The sequence below is a fragment of the Streptomyces sp. NPDC002092 genome, assembly GCF_053593775.1.
In genome coordinates this window covers 300050-317153 of record NZ_JBSFDG010000002.1, presented here as the reverse complement: position 1 = coordinate 317153, position 17104 = coordinate 300050, and the positions used below count along the sequence as shown (strand labels likewise).

Annotated in this window: 17 protein-coding genes and 2 pseudogenes; 10 read left to right on the top strand and 9 right to left on the bottom strand. The window is 70.2% G+C overall.

The genetic code is table 11. The annotated features are described in order from the left end of the window. Position 1: 1 nt before the first annotated feature. Complete coding sequence (locus ACWCRD_RS05390) at positions 2-934, bottom strand: alpha-E domain-containing protein (RefSeq protein WP_450964623.1); 933 nt, start codon at positions 932-934, stop codon at positions 2-4. Further along, the gene (locus tag ACWCRD_RS05385; protein ID WP_450964622.1) at positions 931-2475 is read right to left on the bottom strand and encodes a circularly permuted type 2 ATP-grasp protein; all 1545 of its coding nucleotides are present in this window, start codon (positions 2473-2475) and stop codon (positions 931-933) included. Before ACWCRD_RS05385 ends, ACWCRD_RS05390 begins: the two co-directional genes overlap by 4 nt. Before the next feature lie 264 nt (positions 2476-2739). Here ACWCRD_RS05385 and ACWCRD_RS05380 point away from each other — a divergent pair, with 264 nt between their 5' ends. After that, complete coding sequence (locus tag ACWCRD_RS05380) at positions 2740-3783, top strand: LuxR C-terminal-related transcriptional regulator (RefSeq protein ID WP_450964621.1); 1044 nt, start codon at positions 2740-2742, stop codon at positions 3781-3783. Here ACWCRD_RS05380 and ACWCRD_RS05375 read toward each other — a convergent pair. Together ACWCRD_RS05375 and ACWCRD_RS05370 are read right to left on the bottom strand one after the other, a co-directional pair. Beyond that, positions 3746-3949 (bottom strand): annotated as a pseudogene (locus ACWCRD_RS05375) (LuxR C-terminal-related transcriptional regulator); the annotation flags it as partial. The gene ACWCRD_RS05380 and the pseudogene ACWCRD_RS05375 overlap by 38 nt on opposite strands. Before the next feature lie 144 nt (positions 3950-4093). Continuing rightward, positions 4094-5038, bottom strand: a complete 945-nt coding sequence (locus ACWCRD_RS05370; protein ID WP_450964943.1) for a helix-turn-helix transcriptional regulator — start codon at positions 5036-5038, stop codon at positions 4094-4096. Positions 5039-5220: 182 nt separating this feature from the next. Between ACWCRD_RS05370 and ACWCRD_RS05365 the strand changes: the two genes are divergently transcribed. Both ACWCRD_RS05365 and ACWCRD_RS05360 read left to right on the top strand, forming a co-directional pair. Continuing rightward, entirely contained in the window at positions 5221-5448 is a 228-nt protein-coding gene (locus ACWCRD_RS05365; RefSeq protein WP_450964620.1) for a hypothetical protein, read from the top strand. Further along, positions 5445-5780 (top strand): Rieske (2Fe-2S) protein, encoded by a 336-nt coding sequence (locus ACWCRD_RS05360; RefSeq protein ID WP_030942119.1) that lies wholly within the window; start codon positions 5445-5447, stop codon positions 5778-5780. The genes ACWCRD_RS05365 and ACWCRD_RS05360 overlap by 4 nt, the downstream gene beginning before the upstream one ends. A gap of 175 nt (positions 5781-5955) precedes the next feature. On the opposite strand, the gene ACWCRD_RS05355 is transcribed toward ACWCRD_RS05360, so the two are convergent. Further along, a complete protein-coding gene (locus ACWCRD_RS05355) occupies positions 5956-6369 on the bottom strand; it encodes a pyridoxamine 5'-phosphate oxidase family protein (RefSeq protein ID WP_344406039.1) in 414 nt (137 codons plus the stop codon). 130 nt (positions 6370-6499) lie between these two features. Here ACWCRD_RS05355 and clpB point away from each other — a divergent pair, with 130 nt between their 5' ends. Both clpB and ACWCRD_RS05345 read left to right on the top strand, forming a co-directional pair. After that, positions 6500-9097: an ATP-dependent chaperone ClpB gene (clpB, locus tag ACWCRD_RS05350; RefSeq protein WP_450964619.1), complete on the top strand. Its 2598-nt coding sequence runs from the start codon at positions 6500-6502 to the stop codon at positions 9095-9097. Between the two features lie 314 nt (positions 9098-9411). After that, complete coding sequence (locus ACWCRD_RS05345; protein ID WP_344406035.1) at positions 9412-9945, top strand: YbjN domain-containing protein; 534 nt, start codon at positions 9412-9414, stop codon at positions 9943-9945. Between the two features lie 31 nt (positions 9946-9976). Here the strand turns inward: ACWCRD_RS05345 and ACWCRD_RS05340 are convergent, their stop codons facing one another. Both ACWCRD_RS05340 and ACWCRD_RS05335 read right to left on the bottom strand, forming a co-directional pair. Further along, complete coding sequence (locus ACWCRD_RS05340) at positions 9977-11176, bottom strand: mannosyltransferase family protein (protein ID WP_450964618.1); 1200 nt, start codon at positions 11174-11176, stop codon at positions 9977-9979. 99 nt (positions 11177-11275) lie between these two features. Further along, positions 11276-11710, bottom strand: a pseudogene (locus tag ACWCRD_RS05335) (aminotransferase class I/II-fold pyridoxal phosphate-dependent enzyme); the annotation flags it as partial. A 175-nt stretch (positions 11711-11885) separates the two neighbouring features. Between ACWCRD_RS05335 and ACWCRD_RS05330 the strand changes: the two are divergent. The 5 genes from ACWCRD_RS05330 (at position 11886) to ACWCRD_RS05310 (ending at position 15027) form a co-directional block, all read left to right on the top strand. Next, entirely contained in the window at positions 11886-12440 is a 555-nt protein-coding gene (locus ACWCRD_RS05330) for a Uma2 family endonuclease (RefSeq protein WP_450964617.1), read from the top strand. Positions 12441-12760: 320 nt separating this feature from the next. Beyond that, entirely contained in the window at positions 12761-13441 is a 681-nt protein-coding gene (locus tag ACWCRD_RS05325; RefSeq protein WP_450964616.1) for a UPF0158 family protein, read from the top strand. Between the two features lie 61 nt (positions 13442-13502). After that, positions 13503-14162, top strand: coding sequence for a transposase family protein (locus ACWCRD_RS05320; protein WP_450964615.1), 660 nt, complete (start codon positions 13503-13505; stop codon positions 14160-14162). A 32-nt stretch (positions 14163-14194) separates the two neighbouring features. Continuing rightward, positions 14195-14680 carry a prevent-host-death family protein gene (locus ACWCRD_RS05315; RefSeq protein ID WP_390647022.1) on the top strand — a complete coding sequence of 162 codons (486 nt, stop codon included), beginning with the start codon at positions 14195-14197 and terminating at the stop codon, positions 14678-14680. Next, a complete protein-coding gene (locus tag ACWCRD_RS05310; protein WP_354720386.1) occupies positions 14677-15027 on the top strand; it encodes a hypothetical protein in 351 nt (116 codons plus the stop codon). Before ACWCRD_RS05315 ends, ACWCRD_RS05310 begins: the two co-directional genes overlap by 4 nt. Positions 15028-15163: 136 nt before the next feature. On the opposite strand, the gene ACWCRD_RS05305 is transcribed toward ACWCRD_RS05310, so the two are convergent. Then, complete coding sequence (locus ACWCRD_RS05305) at positions 15164-16366, bottom strand: pyridoxal phosphate-dependent aminotransferase (protein WP_450964614.1); 1203 nt, start codon at positions 16364-16366, stop codon at positions 15164-15166. Positions 16367-16395: 29 nt separating this feature from the next. Beyond that, a complete protein-coding gene (locus tag ACWCRD_RS05300) occupies positions 16396-16737 on the bottom strand; it encodes an ANTAR domain-containing protein (protein ID WP_450964613.1) in 342 nt (113 codons plus the stop codon). Positions 16738-17104 lie beyond the last annotated feature (367 nt).

The window sequence follows — 17104 nt, the reverse complement described above, 5'->3', positions numbered from 1 at the left end:
CTCACGCTCCTTCCTGGGCCCACTCGATGGGCCCCTGGTACGGGAAGAACCGCTCGGCCACCGCGTCCGCGGACGCCATGCAGGCCTGCTGCAGATCGCCGAGCAGCGCGGGCAGCTGGTTCTCCAGAGCGTGCGTGTCCAGATATTCGAGACGGGTGCGCAGCCGCCCGATGGGGCGGCGCGCGGGGTCCTGGCGGGGGCGGCCGAGCGCGGTGAGGCACTCCTCCGCCGTCGTGAGCGCATGCAGCGCCGAGCGCGGGAAGTCCCGGTCCAGCAGCAGGAATTCGGCCACCCGAGGGGTGTCGCCGAAACCGCCGTACACACGGGCGTACGCCTCGTCGGCGCCCGAAGCGCTCAGCAGCGTCGGCCAGTCGGGCGCGTGCACGGCGTCCAGCACGCGCACCGACAGCAGCCGTACCGTCATGTCCACCCGCTCCAGGCTGCGGCCCAGCACCACGAAACGCCAGCTGTCGTCCCGGCTCATGGTCGAGTCGGCGAGCCCGAAGAAGAGCGCGGCCCGGCGGCGGACCAGCTCCAGATAGGCGTACGGGCCGGTACGGCGGGCCGCCATCCGCTGGTCGGCCAGCGCGTGCCAGGTGGAGTTGAGGCACTCCCACATCTCGGAGGAGATGGCCTCACGGGCGCTGCGCGCGTTCAGCCGGGCGGCGCCCAGTGCCCCCTCGATGGAGCCCGTCGAGAGGGCGTCGAAGGCCAACTGGTCCAGCACCTGCTGCATGTCGCAGGGGCCGTCGCCCGCGTCCATGCCGAGGATCGCGTACAGCGACCGGCAGGCCGCGTCCTCGTCGCGCCAGGGGTCCTCCAGCAGCCGGTGCAGATACGCGTCGAGGATGCGGCCCGTGGCGTCGGCGCGCTCCACGTAGCGGCCGGTCCAGGTCAGGGCCTCGGCTATCCGGGACAGGATCACGTCGTTCACTGCTGCTGGGCCCCTTCCTGTACGACGGCACGGGTGCCGTCGGGTCCGAGCCGGCGCGGGGCGACGGAGGGGAGCGCGCCGACCGGCTCGGGCGCCGGCTGCTCGGCGGGGCCCTCCGCGAGCACCCACGTGTCCTTGGAGCCGCCGCCCTGGCTGGAGTTGACGATCAGGTTGCCCTCCTGGAGGGCGACGCGGGTCAGACCGCCGGGCAGCACCCAGACATCGTTGCCGTCGTTCACGGCGAACGGCCTGAGGTCGATGTGGCGGGGCGCCAGGCGCTCGCCCGCGAGGGTGGGCGAGGTGGACAGGGCGACGGGCCGCTGGGCGATGAAGCCGCGCGGGTCGGCGGTGACGGCTTTGCGAGTGCGCTCCAGGGTGTCCTTGTCGGACTTGGGGCCGATCACGATGCCCTGCCCTCCGGCGCCGTCGACGGGCTTGACGACGAGCTGGTCGATCTGGTCGAGAACCGCCTCCAACTGCCCTGGTTCGTCGGGCCGGTAGGACTCGACATTGGGGAGGATCGGTTCTTCGGAGAGGTAGTAGCGGATGAGATCCGGAACGTATGTGTAGAGCAGCTTGTCGTCGGCGATCCCGTTGCCCACGGCGTTCGCGAGTGTGACGTTGCCCGCCATGGCGGCGCCCATGATGCCGGGGCAGCCGATCACCGAGTCGGGCCGGAAGTGGAGCGGGTCGAGGAAGTCGTCGTCCAGGCGCCGGTATACGACATGGACGGGCACCTCACCGCGTGTGGTGCGCATCCACACCCGGTTGTTGCGGCACACCAGGTCGTGCCCCTCGACCAGCTGCACGCCCATCAGCCGGGCGAGCAGCGCGTGTTCGAAGTAGGCGGCGTTGCTGGGGCCCGGCGTGAGGACGACGACCCGCGGGTCCTGCACCCCGCCGGGGGCGGCGGCCCGGAGCGCGGCGAGCAGCTTCTGCGCATACCCGTCGACCGGCACCACGTGCTGTTCCGCGAACAGGGACGGGAAGATCCGGGTCATCGCCCGGCGGTTCTCGATGACGTACGAGACTCCGCTGGGGACCCGTACGTTGTCCTCCAGCACCCGGAAGTCCCCGGCCTCGTCTCGAACGAGGTCGATGCCCGCGACGTGGATGCGGACACCGCCCGGTGGCTCGACGCCCTGGGCCGCCCGGTGGAAGTGCGGGGAGTTGAGCAGCAGCCGCCAGGGCACCACGCCGTCCTCGAAGGCGCGGCAGTGCCCGTAGGCGTCGGCGAGATAGGACTCCAGGGCCCTGACTCGCTGGCTCACCCCGCGTTGTATGAGATCCCATTCGAGGGCGTCCAGGATGCGCGGCACCAGGTCCAGCGGCCAGGGCCGCTCCTCGCCCGCGAAGGCGTAGGTCACGCCGCGGTCCGTGAAGGATCTGGCCATCTGGTCGGCCCGGAATCTCAGTTCGCTCGGCTCGATGGGCTGTAGCGCCGCCAGCACCGGCTCGTAGGCGGTCCTGACCTCACCCGGCCGCTCAAACATCTCGTCCCACGCGTCGGCCAACGCGTATGCGTCAAATATGTCCGCCATGAGGGGACGTTAAGGGCGGTGTGTAACGGGGTGATCACTGACGTATTTCCGGGAGCTTGCGCGAGACAGCGGTTTCTTCGTGGCAACCCGCGATTGCCGCGAACCACCGTCAGCTTGTTGCGGAACGGTCGGCGGAGGGCCGGAAATAGCAGTACCTACGGGTGGTTTCGGGCGCTCGGTTCGGACCGAGCCGTGTTGCGGAGCTGGTCCGGGCCGCGCATAGTTGCGCTGCGACAGACGGTGGAACCGGGGGTGGGATGGGCGATGGCCGGGCACGGGACGGATGAGCATCCACACGGTGCCGACCGACTGTGCGACGCCGGGGACCGCGTGTACTCCCGGGCCGTACGGCGGGGCCGGGTGGCGCGCCGGGACGCCGAACCGGTGCCGTGCCTGCTGGAGCTGGCCCTGCTGCACCCGGACCCCGACGACATGGACTGGCTGGTCCCGACGTCCCCGCAGGAGGTCATGACCAGACTGCTGCGCGGGGTGTACGACGAGGTCAGCGCGAGCCAGCGGCGGGTGGGCGCGGCGGTCGCCGCCGTCGAGCGGTACGCGGGCCTCGGCCCCGCCACGCGGGGTCCGGGCGTCGGGGAGGGGGCCGCGATCCGCGTCCTCGACGGGCTCTCCCGTATCCAGGCCGCCATGGACCAGGCGACGGAGGCGTGCACCACGGAGGTCCTCACCGTCCAGCCCGGCGGCATCCGCCCCGAGCACGAGCTGACCGAGGGGCTGCACCGGGCGCTGGCGCTGCGCGGGCGGGGCGTGCGGATGCGCGACCTGTACACGCATGTGGCCCGGCACGGGCAGGGGCTGCTCAACTACCTCGAACTCATGGGCGGTTCGGTCGAGGCCCGCACCCTTGACGAGGTCATCGACCGGCTGATCCTCTTCGACCGCACGGTGGCGTTCATCCCGGCGAACGCGGACCGCACCCTGGCGCTGGAGCTGCGCCACCCGGCGCTGGTCGAGTACCTGGTCACGGTCTTCGACCGGCTGTGGCGGCTGGCGATCCCGCTGACCGCGCCGCTGCCCGACACCGGCATCGAGGGCATCTCGCACCGGGAGCAGTCCATCGCGGCGCTCCTTGCGGAGGGCCACCAGGACGCGGTGATCGCGGAGCGGCTCGGCATAAGCGTGCGTACGTGCCGCGCCCATATCGCGCGGCTCTCGGAGACCCTCGGCGCGGCCAGCCGCACCCAACTCGGCGTCCGTATCGCCCAGGTGGGCCTCGACGGGCATGGCCACCCGGCGGACGTCGCCCCGTCGGTCACCCTTCCGGGTCAAGAATCCCCGACTGTCCGATGAGATAGCCGAGCTGCGCCCGGCTCTCACTGCCCAGTGCGGCCGCCAGTTTGGCGATGTAGACGCGGGCGGTGCGGACGTTCATGCCGAGGCGGGCGGCGATGACGGCGTCGGTGTGGCCCTCCACCAGGAGCGCGGCGATGGTGCGTTGGCGGGTCGTGATGCCGCCCGGGTCGGCCGCAGGGCGCGGCCGTACAGCTCGAGGCCCGCTTCGCACAGCTCCTCCGGGCCGTGCCGGTGCGCCTGCGTCGTCACGAGTGACCTCTTCCTCCGGCTTCTTCCGACGGCTTCCTGCGAACGTTCCGAACGTGTGTCAGGGCTCCTGCTTCAGGAGACCCGACTGCGCGATGAGAAAGCCGAGCTGGGCCCGGCTGCCGCTGCCCAGGGCCGTCGCCAGCTTGGCGATGTGGGCGCGGCAGGTGCGGACGTTCATGCCCAGGCGCCGGGCGATCGCCTCGTCGACATGGCCCTCGACGAGGAGCTTGGCGATGGAGTGCTGGATCTCGGTGATGCCGTCGGGGGCGGTCTCGTAGGGGGCGCCGGCGCTCAGCGGGACCGCACGGTTCCACATGAACTCGAAGACCTTGATCAGGTAACGGACGAGTCCCGGATGACGCAGTTCGAGAGCGACCTCGCCGTCGTCGCGGGTCGGGATGAAGGCCACCGTCTCGTCACAGATGATCAGCCGTTCGACCAGTTCGTCGATCGTGCGGTACTCCACCTTGCCGTCGGTGAACTGGGCGACGTAGGCGAGCGTCTCCGGGCTGTAGCGGGCCGGGTGCTGGTAGAGGGTGCGGATGCGGCAGCCGCGTTCGATCAGCGGCCGGTCGCGGTTCAGCCCCTGGGCGAGGGTGTGCTCGAGCCGGCGGCGGCTCGGCTGGACGGTGAGCATCTCGGTCCGGCACTGGGCCGTGGCCAGATCGAGCGCCGCGTTGATCCGGTCGAGGCCCTCCAGGACGGTGATCGAGTGCGTGGTCGCCGTCGACTGGGCGCTGAGCGTCATGAACGGCTCGAAAGCGTCAGCGAGTTCGATGGACAGCCGCCTGCGCTGGGTGATCTCGTTCTCGATCGGGTTGAGCCGCTGGGCGAGCGCGACCGAGGGGGGGACCGGGCGCAGCCAGTTCGGGTCGTCGGGATCGGGATGAAGGAGGGCGAACTCCATCAGGCATGGCGCGGGCTCCACATCGGTACGGGCGATGCGTCCCGTCCGGAGAGCGCTCCCGTAGAGGCGGCGTCCGTCCTCGCACAGGTCCGTCAGTCCATGAGGATGTGTCCGCTTAGTCTCATTTATCGCCAAATCTCCACCCCCCAGGGTCCTGAACGTGCAGGAACATGATGCATCGTTTGTGTGGCCATGACGTGCCGGAATGGGCCATCGTCGTATTCGGACGGGGGAGAGGTGACCTTCAAATGAGGACGAAGCCGACTATGCATAAGAGAATGCTTCGCTCGGCGCTTGTCGCCGCCTTCTCCGCCGCCGTGGCCCTCGGAGCACTGGGCGGCCTCTCGGGGGCGAAGGGCGATGCCGCGCAGGACAGCACCTGGAAGACGACGTCCGTGTCTGCCGCCCATGCCGGCGACAGCACGTGGCTGGTGAGGGCGTCCGACGTCCCGGGTGACAGCACCTGGGGCGCTCCCAGCGACAGCACGTGGGTCGCCGGGTCATGACCACCCCACCCGACGACCGCTCCTTCCGCCGCGAAATGGCCACGGCCTACCGCTCCGGCTGGCACTTCATCGACCTTGTCACCGCGATCCCCCACGCCGGTGACTCGCTGATGGTGACCGTCTTCGGTGAGCCGGTCGTCGTCACGCGCGACGAGGACGAGGACGTACGGGCGTACCGGTGTCTGCGGCGGCCTCGGGGGGCGCCGCAGCCTGTGCGATGTGCCATTCGGTACGGAATGATCTTTGTGAATCTCGACCAACGAGACCACCGGCTGGTGGAACCGGAAACCCCCGATGTTCGGACCATCTCAGCCACCCCCCGCAGTGCCTGACGCGAATCCCCCGTCGTAACAGTTCGCTCAGGTGCTTCCCCCCGCAGCGGCGTCACCGTGACCTGAACACGGTGACGCCGCTGCAGTTTTGCGGGACATTTCGACATATCGGCATACTCGGCCGCCGCCGGGGACTGGCTGAAAGCAGTCCCCGGCGCCACGACCGCCCCAGCCGTCATACGAGGCCCATCGCCCGCGTCAGCTCGATCTCGATCACCACACGTGACGGGTTCGGCCCGGGCGTGCGCCGGTAGCGCTCGGCGTAACGCCGCACCGCCTCCGCCACCCGCTCCGGCTCGGTCCGTACCACGGCCAGGCCCTCCAGCGTCGCCCAGCGCCGGCCGTCCACCTGGCACACCGCGACCCGGGCGCCCCCGTCGCCGGCCGCCAGCACGTTCAGCACCTTGGCGCTCGTCCTGTTGGTGATCACCCGAGCGAGACCGGCGCCGGGGTCGTAGGTGACCCCGACGGGCACCACATGCGGGCTGCCGTCCGGGCGCGGGGTGGTCAGCGTGCACAAGTGCCGTTCCCGCCAGAAGTCGAGATACGCGGCGTCGGGGGCACCCGGGTCCTGCGAGTAGGTCGCCATGGCTCCGGAACTTAGCCCCCGGACCCTCCCGGCCGCCTCCTTGAGTGGAATAGACTCAACTTTGTGTACGCTGACTGAGTCAGTACTGGGAGACGCGGCCGACGGCTGACATCAGGAGGAGAACGCGACAGTGGACGCCGAGCTGACCAACCGGAGCCGGGACGCCCTCAGGGCGGCCGAGCAGCGGGCCCTGACCGACGGGCACGCCGACCTCACACCGGCCCATCTGCTCCTGGCCCTGCTCCAGGGCCAGGACAACGAGAACATCACCGACCTGCTGGCCGCCGTCGACGCCGACCAGGCGGCCGTACGGGCCGGCGCGGAGAAGATCCTCGCCGGGCTGCCCAGCGTGACCGGCTCCACCGTCGCGCCCCCGCAGCCCAACCGCGAGCTGCTCGCCGTGATCGCGGACGCCGCCGAGCGGGCCAGGGACCTCGGCGACGAGTACCTGTCCACCGAGCACCTGCTCATCGGCATCGCCGCGAAGGGCGGCGCCGCCGGTGACGTACTGTCCGGGCAGGGGGCCGGTGCGAAGAAGCTGCAGGAGGCCTTCCAGCAGGCGAGGGGAGGACGCCGGGTGACCACAGCCGACCCGGAGGGCCAGTACAAGGCCCTGGAGAAGTTCGGCACGGACTTCACGGCCGCGGCGCGCGAGGGCCGGCTCGACCCGGTCATCGGCCGCGACCAGGAGATCCGCCGCGTCGTGCAGGTGCTGTCGCGCCGCACCAAGAACAACCCGGTCCTCATCGGCGAGCCCGGCGTCGGCAAGACCGCCGTCGTCGAGGGACTCGCCCAGCGGATCGTCAAGGGCGACGTACCGGAGTCCCTCAAGGACAAGCGGCTGGTGGCGCTGGACCTCGGCGCGATGGTCGCGGGTGCGAAGTACCGCGGCGAGTTCGAGGAGCGGCTGAAGACGGTCCTGGCGGAGATCAAGGACTCCGACGGCCAGATCATCACCTTCATCGACGAGCTGCACACCGTCGTGGGCGCGGGCGCCGGCGGCGACTCCGCCATGGACGCCGGCAACATGCTGAAGCCGATGCTGGCCCGTGGCGAGCTGCGCATGGTCGGCGCGACGACGCTCGACGAGTACCGCGAGCGGATCGAGAAGGACCCGGCCCTGGAGCGCCGCTTCCAGCAGGTCCTGGTCGCCGAGCCGACCGTCGAGGACACCATCGCGATCCTGCGCGGTCTGAAGGGCCGCTACGAGGCCCACCACAAGGTCCAGATCGCCGACAGCGCACTCGTCGCCGCCGCCACCCTCTCCGACCGCTACATCACCTCCCGCTTCCTGCCCGACAAGGCCATCGACCTGGTCGACGAGTCGGCCTCCCGCCTGCGCATGGAGATCGACTCGTCCCCCGTGGAGATCGACGAACTCCAGCGCGCCGTCGACCGGTTGAAGATGGAGGAGCTGGCGCTGGAGAAGGAGACCGACCCGGCCTCCCGCGAGCGCCTGGAGCGGCTGCGCCGCGACCTCGCCGACAAGGAGGAGGAGCTGCGGGGCCTGACCGCCCGCTGGGAGAAGGAGAAGCAGTCCCTCAACCGCGTCGGTGAACTGAAGGAGAAGCTCGACGAGCTGCGCGGACAGGCCGAACGGGCCCAGCGCGACGGTGACTTCGACACCGCCTCCAAGCTCCTCTACGGCGAGATCCCCACCCTGGAAAGGGACTTGGAGGCCGCCTCCGAAGCCGAGGAGGAGGCGTCCAAGGACACCATGGTCAAGGACGAGGTCGGCTCCGACGACATCGCGGACGTCGTCGCCGCCTGGACCGGCATCCCCGCCGGCCGCCTCCTGGAGGGCGAGACGCAGAAGCTCCTGCGCATGGAGGAGGAGCTGGGCAAGCGCCTGATCGGCCAGCAGGAGGCCGTGCAGGCCGTCTCCGACGCCGTCCGCCGCACCCGCGCCGGCATCGCCGACCCGGACCGCCCGACCGGCTCCTTCCTCTTCCTGGGCCCGACGGGCGTCGGCAAGACCGAACTCGCCAAGGCCCTCGCCGACTTCCTCTTCGACGACGAGCGGGCCATGGTCCGCATCGACATGTCGGAGTACGGCGAGAAGCACAGCGTGGCCCGCCTGGTCGGCGCCCCGCCCGGCTACGTCGGCTACGAGGAGGGCGGCCAGCTGACCGAGGCGGTGCGCAGGCGCCCGTACTCGGTGGTCCTGCTGGACGAGGTCGAGAAGGCCCACCCCGAGGTCTTCGACGTCCTCCTCCAGGTGCTGGACGACGGCCGCCTGACGGACGGCCAGGGCCGCACGGTCGACTTCCGCAACACGATCCTGGTCCTGACCTCCAACCTGGGCAGCCAGTTCCTGGTGGACCCGCTGACCGGCGAGGAGGAGAAGAAGGAGCAGGTCCTGGAGGTCGTCCGCACCTCCTTCAAGCCGGAGTTCCTCAACCGCCTCGACGACCTGGTCGTCTTCTCCGCCCTGTCCAAGGACGAACTGAGCCGCATCGCCCGCCTCCAGATCGACCGGCTGGCGAAGCGCCTCGCGGAGCGCCGCCTCACCCTGGAGGTCACCGACGAGGCCCTGGCCTGGCTCGCCGACGAGGGCATGGACCCGGCCTACGGCGCCCGCCCCCTGCGCCGCCTCGTCCAGACCGCCATCGGCGACCGCCTCGCCAAGGAGATCCTCTCCGGCGAGGTCAAGGACGGCGACACGGTCCGGGTGGACGCGTTCGGCGAGGGGCTGATCGTGGGGCCCGCCACGGGCAAGACGCTGTGACCGGCCACATGCCGCACGGGCCTGCCACCTCCCGGTGGCGGGCCCGCCGCACGTCATACGTCGGTCATGGCGAGGTACACGGTGACAAAGAACCAGACCGCGAACACCAGGCACCCCAGCCACAGGGTCCACAGCAACCAACGCAGCGCTCTCGGCAGACGCACGGAAGGATCATCGCACTGGCCGGGTATCCGCAGGTCGCGTTCCCGGGACACCGGATCGTGTCAGCCACGGGCTGACAGGGCCGCCCGGGGTTGCCACCCCCCTCCCCGCATGGGGGAGGATGGCGGCATCCGTACGAAGGGAAAAACACGGTGAGCATCGACCCGTCCTCGATTCCGAACTTCGGGGGCCAGCCCGAGCCGCAGCCCCAAGGACCGGCGGGCCCCGTCGTCCCGGATCAGGACCTCGTGAAGCAGCTCCTCGACCAGATGGAGCTCAAGTACGTCGTCGACGACGAGGGTGACCTCGCGGCGCCGTGGGAGCAGTTCCGTACGTACTTCATGTTCCGCGGTGAGGGCGACCAGCAGGTCTTCTCGGTGCGGACGTTCTACGACCGCCCCCACCAGATCGACGAGAAGCCCCAGCTGCTGGAGTCCATCGACGACTGGAACCGGCGGACCCTGTGGCCCAAGGTCTACAGCCACACCCACGACGACGGCACCGTCCGTCTGATCGGTGAGGCGCAGATGCTGATCGGCACCGGCGTCAGCCTGGAGCACTTCGTCTCCTCCACGGTCAGCTGGGTACGGGCCGCCATCGAGTTCGACAAGTGGCTCGTCGAGCAGCTCGGCCTCGAAGAGGAGATCAACGAGGCGGACGAGAAGCCCGGGGACGACGAGGAGTAGTCCTCCCGCCCGCTTCCACCACGCCACAGCCCTACAGGGGCATGTTGGCGATCACGATCAGATACGCCCCGTAAGCGAACGAGAGCCCGGCCAGGGCGGCGACCACCACGGTCGCGTGCCACGGCCGGGCTCTCGCCGTACGGACGAGGGCCTGGGCGAGGGGCAGCAGGAGCGGGAACGCCGGGAGCAGGAAGCGGGGCTTCGACTCGAAGAAGCCGGAGCCGCCGAGCGCGATCAGCAGCAGCACGCCGCTGTGGACGAGGAGCGGGAGCGGGGCGCGGTCGGCGAGCAGGAGGGCGTACAGCACGACGCCCGCCGCCACGATCACCATCGTCATCGGGAAGACGAACCGGTCCCCGTGCAGCAGCAGGTGCTTGACGAACTGGAGCGAGCCCCGCCCGAAGTCGAACCGGGAGCCCCACTGCCGCTGCACCGCGAAGTAGCCGCCGAGGAGATCGCCCTGGTGGTGCCCGACCCACAGGATGTACGCCGTCCACCCGGCCGGGGCGAGCGCGGCGCCCGTCCACAGCCTGTGGGAAACCTTGCGGCGCTCACGAAGGCACCGCCACACCTCGCAGGCGGCCGCCGCGAGCACCGCCGCGGCGACCGCGAACCCGTTGGGCCGGGCCAGCCCCGCCAGCGCCGCCAGCGAACCCGCCCACAGCCAGCGACCGGCGAGCACCGCGTACAGCGACCAGGCGGCGAACGCGGTCAGCAGGGGCTCGGTGTACGCCATGGACAGCACCACGGAGTGCGGCAGCAGCGCCCACAGCAGCACCAGCGCGAACGCGACGGCACGGCCGTGCAGCCGGGCACCGATGGCGTAGATCCCGCAGGCGGCGACGGCGGCCGCGGTCCAGGACAGCACCAGCCCGGACGCGCCCCCGCCCAGCGGGCTCACGGCGCGCAGGGCCCGCACCAGCGCCGGGTAGAGCGGGAAGAACGCCATGTCGCTGAACATGACCCCCGTGCGGGGGTGCTGGATGCGGCCGTACCCGTGGGCGGCGATCCCCAAATACCACACGGAGTCCCAGGACCGCCCGAGCAGCCCGAGGGCGTCCCTGCCGGTCGTCGCCCGGGCCACCAGGGCCAGCGTGGCGACACCGAGCAGCCGGACGGCGAGGAACAGACCGAGCGCGGTGGCCATGGCCGCCACCCGGGTCGCATGGACACGCCCCTGGGCGGCAGGCTCCGCGACGGCGGAACGAGTGAGGGTGCTGGCGTGGGTCACACCGGCACAGTGCAGGGTCAACCGGGCATGCGCGAGCCCTGGGCGTCCGGCCGGGTACGGTCTCGCGGCGCTCGGCGTGGCGCCGTGACAGGCCCCGGATCAGCCCGCCAGCGCCTTGAGCCGCCCGACCGCCTCCTCCAGGACCGCCGTCTGCTTGCAGAACGCGAACCGCACGTAGGGGGCGCCCGCCTCGCGGTGGTCGTAGAACACGGCGTTCGGGATGGCGACGACCCCGGCGCGCTCGGGCAGGGCTCGGCAGAAGGCGAAGCCGTCACTCTCGCCGAGGGGGCGGATGTCGGTGGTGATGAAGTAGGTGCCGGCGGGCCGGAAGACCTTGAAGCCGGCGTCCGCGAGGCCCGCAGCCAGCAGGTCGCGCTTGGCCAGCATGTCCTCGCGGAAGGCGGTGAAGTAGCTGTCCGGGAGTGCCGGCGCCTCGGCGACGGCGTACTGGAAGGGGCCGGAGGAGACGTACGTCAGGAACTGCTTCGCGGAGCGGACCGCCGAGACCAGCCCCGGGGCCGCCGTCACCCAGCCGGCACCTCGTTGGCCTACCTATTCGTTGGCGGTGCGACAGGCCCCCTGCGGATCTCCGGCATCGTCGGTGAGCCGGCCGCACAAGCCGTCCGGACCGGTCTCCCGGCCGTACCGCCGGGCTCGGCGACGCGGCACTGTCCGTCGTATCCTGACCGCACACGGGAAGGAGCCGTCCATGAGCGTCGACGCGATCGTGCACACCGAGTTCCCCAAGGGGTACACGGTCCTGTTCGGGGCCGACGGAAAGGTGATCATGACCCCGCAGAGCGTCGAGCACTCCAGCACGATCAAGTCGATGCAGTTCGACACCATCGTGTCCCTCGGGCGCCATGCGAAGACCGTCTCCGACGTCTACATCGACTTCCCCGCCGACGAGCACTCCGCACCCGACCTGGCCATCCTGCGCGAGGACGCCCGCCGGGAGGGCAAGCGCTACAGCTTCGACGACGTCCTGCTGGTCTCCGAGGTCGTCTCGACCTCCTCCGCACGCAAGGACTACGACGACTGCACCGCGAAGTACGGCCGCTACGGCATCCCGATCTACCTGGTCGTGGACCCCTACGCCCAGGAAGTCGTCCTTCACACCCAGCCGACCGCCACCGGTTACATCGCGGCACACACCCACAAGTACGGCACGGGCAAGCTCCCCATCCACCTGGCCGACGGCCGCACTTTCACCCTCGACCTCGACGAGCTCCCGCGTCCGGAGCCCGAGGCGGACGCCCGCTGACGAGGGGCTCCCCGCCGGCCAGGCCCGTGCCGTCGGCACCGCCGTCGCCGGCCCTGGTCGTTCCTGGTCGGGGCAGACGGCTGGGATGGCCTGGTCTTTCGGGATCGGCCACGGAGCGTGCCGTTCTGTGTCGTGAGTCTGTACGGCGAAGTCCGGTTCGCCACAAGGAAGTTCAAGGCCGCGTTTGCTGCGGGCGACAACCACCATGTACTGCCCTTGAGGTAGCGGGCCGCTCGTCCTTGGCCGAATTGCCGACCCCGGTTCGGCGATAACGTGGCACGGCAAGGGCTGCTGCTGACGGTTGGACGAAATTCATGCGGATGCGGTTCGAACCCGAGGCCGAGGACGAGTTCGAGACGGCGTGCGGGCTGCTGGTCGACCGGCTGGTCCGGTGGGCCGGGGAGCAGGGGCTGCCGGGGGCCGCGGAGACGGCGGCCTTGTTTCTCGCCGCGCTCCAGGAGCGTGGCTTCCGGGGCGACAGGGAGCTGGCGGACCGGTTGCGCGTGGCCACGGGAGATGCGGCGATCCCCCTCCTGCGTCCGCTCGCGGTCGATCTGGAGATGCTCGCCATGCTGCTGGAGGGCGACCCGGCCGAGTCCGGTGGCCGGATCGATCTGTCCACCGGGGAGTGCTGGCCGGCGTTCACCGATGAGCTGGGGCCTGGGCCCGAGGCTGAGGAGGACGACGATCCGGAGCGATGGCTGTATGTGCCGGCTCTGGGGTCCAGGGCCGGTTACCGGGACATGGAGTTGTTCATCGAGGAGATGGAGGACGCTGCCCTTGCCGACCGGCTGCGGATCGCCATCGGCGGGCGGGGCGCCTTCCGGCGCTTCAAGGCCGTCCTCGCGGGTGACGAGCGCTCCTGGAGCCGCTACCACCGGTTCCGCGATGAGCGACAGCGCGGCCGGGCCCGCGCCTGGCTGGCGGAGGAGGGCTACTGCCCGCCCATCACCTTCCGCGTAGAGCCCAGCTCGGGTTCGTGTTCTGCGGGGCCGGCATGACTCTCCATTTGTTTCTGAGGGCTGTCCCGTAACTGCTGGTCACGGATTAGATGATCTTTCTGTGGCTGGTGTGATCACGGCGGCGGAGCCGTCCTGGATAGCCCCGTTCACAGGGCTGAGCCCGCGTCAGTTCGGCAAGCTGATCACCGCGTTGCGGCGTGAGGGCGCGGACCCGGTGCGCAAGGGCCGGCCGTGGAGCCTGCCGCTGGAGGACCGGGTCCTGCTGGTCGCCGCGTACTGGAGGACCAACCTCACGCTGCGGCAGCTGGCGCCGCTGTTCGGGGTGTCGAAGTCGGCCGCGGACCGCATCATCGACCACCTCGGCCCCTCGCTCGCGCTCCAGCAGCGCAAGCGGTTCCGCACGGACACCGTGCTGATCGTGGACGGAACCCTGGTCCCCACCCGCGACCACAGCATCGCCGAGCAGTCGAAGAACTACCGGTATTCGACCAACCACCAGGTCGTCATCGATGCCGACACTCGGCTCGTCGTCGCGGTCGCCCGGCCGCTGCCGGGCAACCGCAACGACTGCAAGGCGTGGGAGCTTCGTGACCGCCGCCTGAAAGGCGACGGCGTCCGCCACGCCATGCTCGGCATCGCCCGCCTGCACAACCTCGCCCTCCCCGGTGAACTCGTTGCCGGCGCAGCAGCAGCAGCGTCGGAGGGAGCGGGTCCTGTCGCAGGAGTGGGGCTTTCAGCTGCTGTCCACGTCGCGCGATAGAAATCAGAGCACAATCTGAGTACAGTCTGAGTATGAGTATCGCACCCTTGGCATCCGAATCGGAGTCCGTCTCGTTCACCGATCTGTCGCGGAACCCGAAGGCTGTCGCAGCCAGGGCCGCCGCCCTGGGATGTCTGCGCGTCACGCACCGGGACGCGCCCGACATGGTCTTGACCACGGCCATATACGCAGAGCGCGCCGAGGAAAACCTGACCACGGCGTCCCGGCTGTTCCTGGCACTGCTGAAGCAGGACGACGGTGCCAAGTCGCTTTTGCTCGCGCTGCCCGAGGTGTTCCCTTGGGTGCGCCACCTGGACGCCGAGGAAGTCCGGGAATTCACTGTCGAGCTTCTGGAAGCGCTGTCCGACGCCGCTGAACTGGGCGCCAGGGAGGCTGTGCACCGAGCGATCGTCTCGTGGCGGGCCACCGCCCGCATCAACGCCGATCCTGACCAGCTCAGGGAAGCGCTCCGTCCGCTCGGTGACGTCGACCTCGGCCCCGTCGAGGTGCACGAGTGAGTCCGAAGAAAGGCGATCGCGTCAGTGTTCCTCCGCTGAGCGGCTGGAACGTCATTTACGGCACGACCGAGGCCGCGACCGGTTGGGAGGAGCTGTGCCGGGTGGCGTTGCCGAATGCGCACCGCTGCCTGGAAGCCCTTCGCGCAGACCCGCTGTCGCGGGCCAACTGGAACCGCCAGCACCAGCTCCGAGGCAGACACGCCACCAGGGAATGGAAGGGCTCTGAGCTGGAGCAGTGGGAGTACGAGATCACCAGCGGCGGACGGGTCCGCTACCTGGTCAGCCCGGACACCTCGACTGTGATCCTTGTGTACGCCTCCCCGCGACACCCGAAGGACACCGAATAGCCTCCGGTGTTTCGCCCGTGCGGAAGGCGAGGCGAACCGGGGCGCGGGTTGCGATGGGATCTTGCGGCGCAGGTGGCGGGCCGACCGGAGTCGGAGGACGGCCGCGCCAAGGACGACTGGCCCCATGCAGCGGCGGTCAGTGTGCGAACGCCTTGCGCAGCCGTTCCGCCGCGTCCGCCAATACCTCGACGCGTTTGCAGAACGCGAACCGGACGTATGGTGCGCCGGCCTCTTTGTGGTCGTAGAAGACGGCGTTGGGGATGGCGACGACACCCGCCCGCTCAGGCAGGGCGCGGCAGAAGGCCAGGCCGTCGGCCTCGCCGAGGGGCCGGATGTCGGTGGTGACGAAGTAGGTGCCGGTCGGCCGGAAGACGGTGAAGCCGGCGTCGGTGAGGCCGGCGCTGAGCAGGTCCCGCTTGGCCTGCATGTCCGCGCGGAACCCCTCGAAGTATGTGTCGGGCAGCGCCAGTGCCTCGGCGACGGCGTACTGCAAGGGCCCGGAGGCGACGTACGTCAGGAATTGCTTGGCGGAACGGACGGCGGTCACCAGTTCTGCGGTTCCGGTAACCCAGCCCACCTTCCAGCCGGTGAAGGAGAACGTCTTGCCGGCCGAGCCGATGGTGACCGTCCGGTCGCGCATGCCGGGGAAGGTCGCGAGCGGCAGGTGCTCGGCGGCGTCGAAGACCAGGTGCTCGTACACCTCGTCCGTGACGACCAGCAGGTCGCGCTCCACCGCCAGCTCGGCGATCGCGGTCAGTTCCGCGCGGGTGAGGACCGTGCCGGTGGGGTTGTGCGGGGTGTTGACGAGCAGCAGGCGGGTGCGGTCGGTGACGGCGGCGCGCAGTTCGTCGAGGTCCAGGCGGAAGCCGGCGCCCTCGTCGACGTGCGGCCGCAGTGTGACCGGCACCCTGGTCCCGCCCGCCATGGCGATGCAGGCCGCGTACGAGTCGTAGTACGGCTCGAGGGCGATCACCTCGTCTCCGGGCTCCAGCAGGGCGAGGAGGGTGGCGGCGATGGCCTCGGTGGCGCCGGCGGTGACCAGCACCTCGGTGTCGGGGTCGTACGCCAGGCCGTAGCGGCGCTCCTGGTGCGCGGCGATCGCCGTGCGCAGCTCGGGCACGCCGGGGCCCGGCGGGTACTGGTTGCCGCGCCCGTCGCGCAGGGCCCGTACGGCGGCCTCACGGACCTCCTCGGGGCCGTCCGTGTCGGGGAAGCCCTGGCCCAGGTTGATGGAGCCGGTCTGCACCGCCAGGGCGGACATCTCGGCGAAGATCGTCGTCCCGAACTCGGCGAGGCGGCGGTTGAGGAGAGGACGGGTGCTGGAGGTCATGCCGGTCATCCTGCGCCCGGGCTGCGGAGTTCCTCAACTCACCGCTTCCACGACTGGTACCGGGCGATCGCCTTCCGCAGTTCGATCCGCTCGGCCTCCGGCAGCTCTGCCCCCTGCGTGAACGCCATGACGTGCTCGGCGACGACCCGCAGCTTGGTGTTGGTGCGCTGCGACACGTCACGCAGGACCCGCCAGGCCTCCTCCGGCGCCATCCGTCCGAACACGACGACGGCACCGATGGCCTGGTCGACGATCGCATGCGAGCTGACCGCCTGCTCCAGCTGTGCGCACTCCGCTTCGAGGCGCTCGTGCTCCATGACCAGATCGGTGTTGGACAGGAACTTCAGGGGCTGCGATCGGGAGACCGCGAAGAAGGCCATGAGTGGCTCTCCACTGGGCGAGAAAGGGCGGGGACTGGGGTCTGTGTGGTCCTGCTGCCCCGGGAAGGGCCTTGTACACGCACCTCTGAAGTTCCTCAACTCTGCTTTGACCGCCGAGGGCGCCGGGCATCCCCCGTTCACGCAAGAAGCGAGGCACCCACGGGGGGCTGCTTCGGGGGACATCGAAAGGACGGTGGCGCCATGGTTACCGGCTTCATCGTGGTGGCGATCGTGATCGCGTTCGTGGCGATCGTCGCGAAGGCAGCGGGCAAGGGCGGGGCGAAGGGGTTGGGCGGGGGGAGCCGGAGCGGGTCGTACAGCGGTGACAGCAGCACGGGGAGCAGCAGCTGGTGGGCCGGCGGGGGAG

What these genes read in the sequence shown, in the direction of transcription:
- ACWCRD_RS05330 (WP_450964617.1), top strand. Translation starts at nt 11,886, where the DNA reads ATGAGCGTCGACGCGATCGTGCACACCGAGTTCCCCAAGGGGTACACG.
- ACWCRD_RS05385 (WP_450964622.1), bottom strand. Translation starts at nt 2,475, where the DNA reads ATGGCGGACATATTTGACGCATACGCGTTGGCCGACGCGTGGGACGAG.
- ACWCRD_RS05315 (WP_390647022.1), top strand. Translation starts at nt 14,195, where the DNA reads ATGAGTATCGCACCCTTGGCATCCGAATCGGAGTCCGTCTCGTTCACC.
- ACWCRD_RS05305 (WP_450964614.1), bottom strand. Translation starts at nt 16,366, where the DNA reads ATGACCGGCATGACCTCCAGCACCCGTCCTCTCCTCAACCGCCGCCTC.
- ACWCRD_RS05360 (WP_030942119.1), top strand. Translation starts at nt 5,445, where the DNA reads ATGACCACCCCACCCGACGACCGCTCCTTCCGCCGCGAAATGGCCACG.
- ACWCRD_RS05300 (WP_450964613.1), bottom strand. Translation starts at nt 16,737, where the DNA reads ATGGCCTTCTTCGCGGTCTCCCGATCGCAGCCCCTGAAGTTCCTGTCC.
- ACWCRD_RS05355 (WP_344406039.1), bottom strand. Translation starts at nt 6,369, where the DNA reads ATGGCGACCTACTCGCAGGACCCGGGTGCCCCCGACGCCGCGTATCTC.
- ACWCRD_RS05325 (WP_450964616.1), top strand. Translation starts at nt 12,761, where the DNA reads ATGCGGTTCGAACCCGAGGCCGAGGACGAGTTCGAGACGGCGTGCGGG.
- ACWCRD_RS05380 (WP_450964621.1), top strand. Translation starts at nt 2,740, where the DNA reads ATGGCCGGGCACGGGACGGATGAGCATCCACACGGTGCCGACCGACTG.
- ACWCRD_RS05365 (WP_450964620.1), top strand. Translation starts at nt 5,221, where the DNA reads ATGCTTCGCTCGGCGCTTGTCGCCGCCTTCTCCGCCGCCGTGGCCCTC.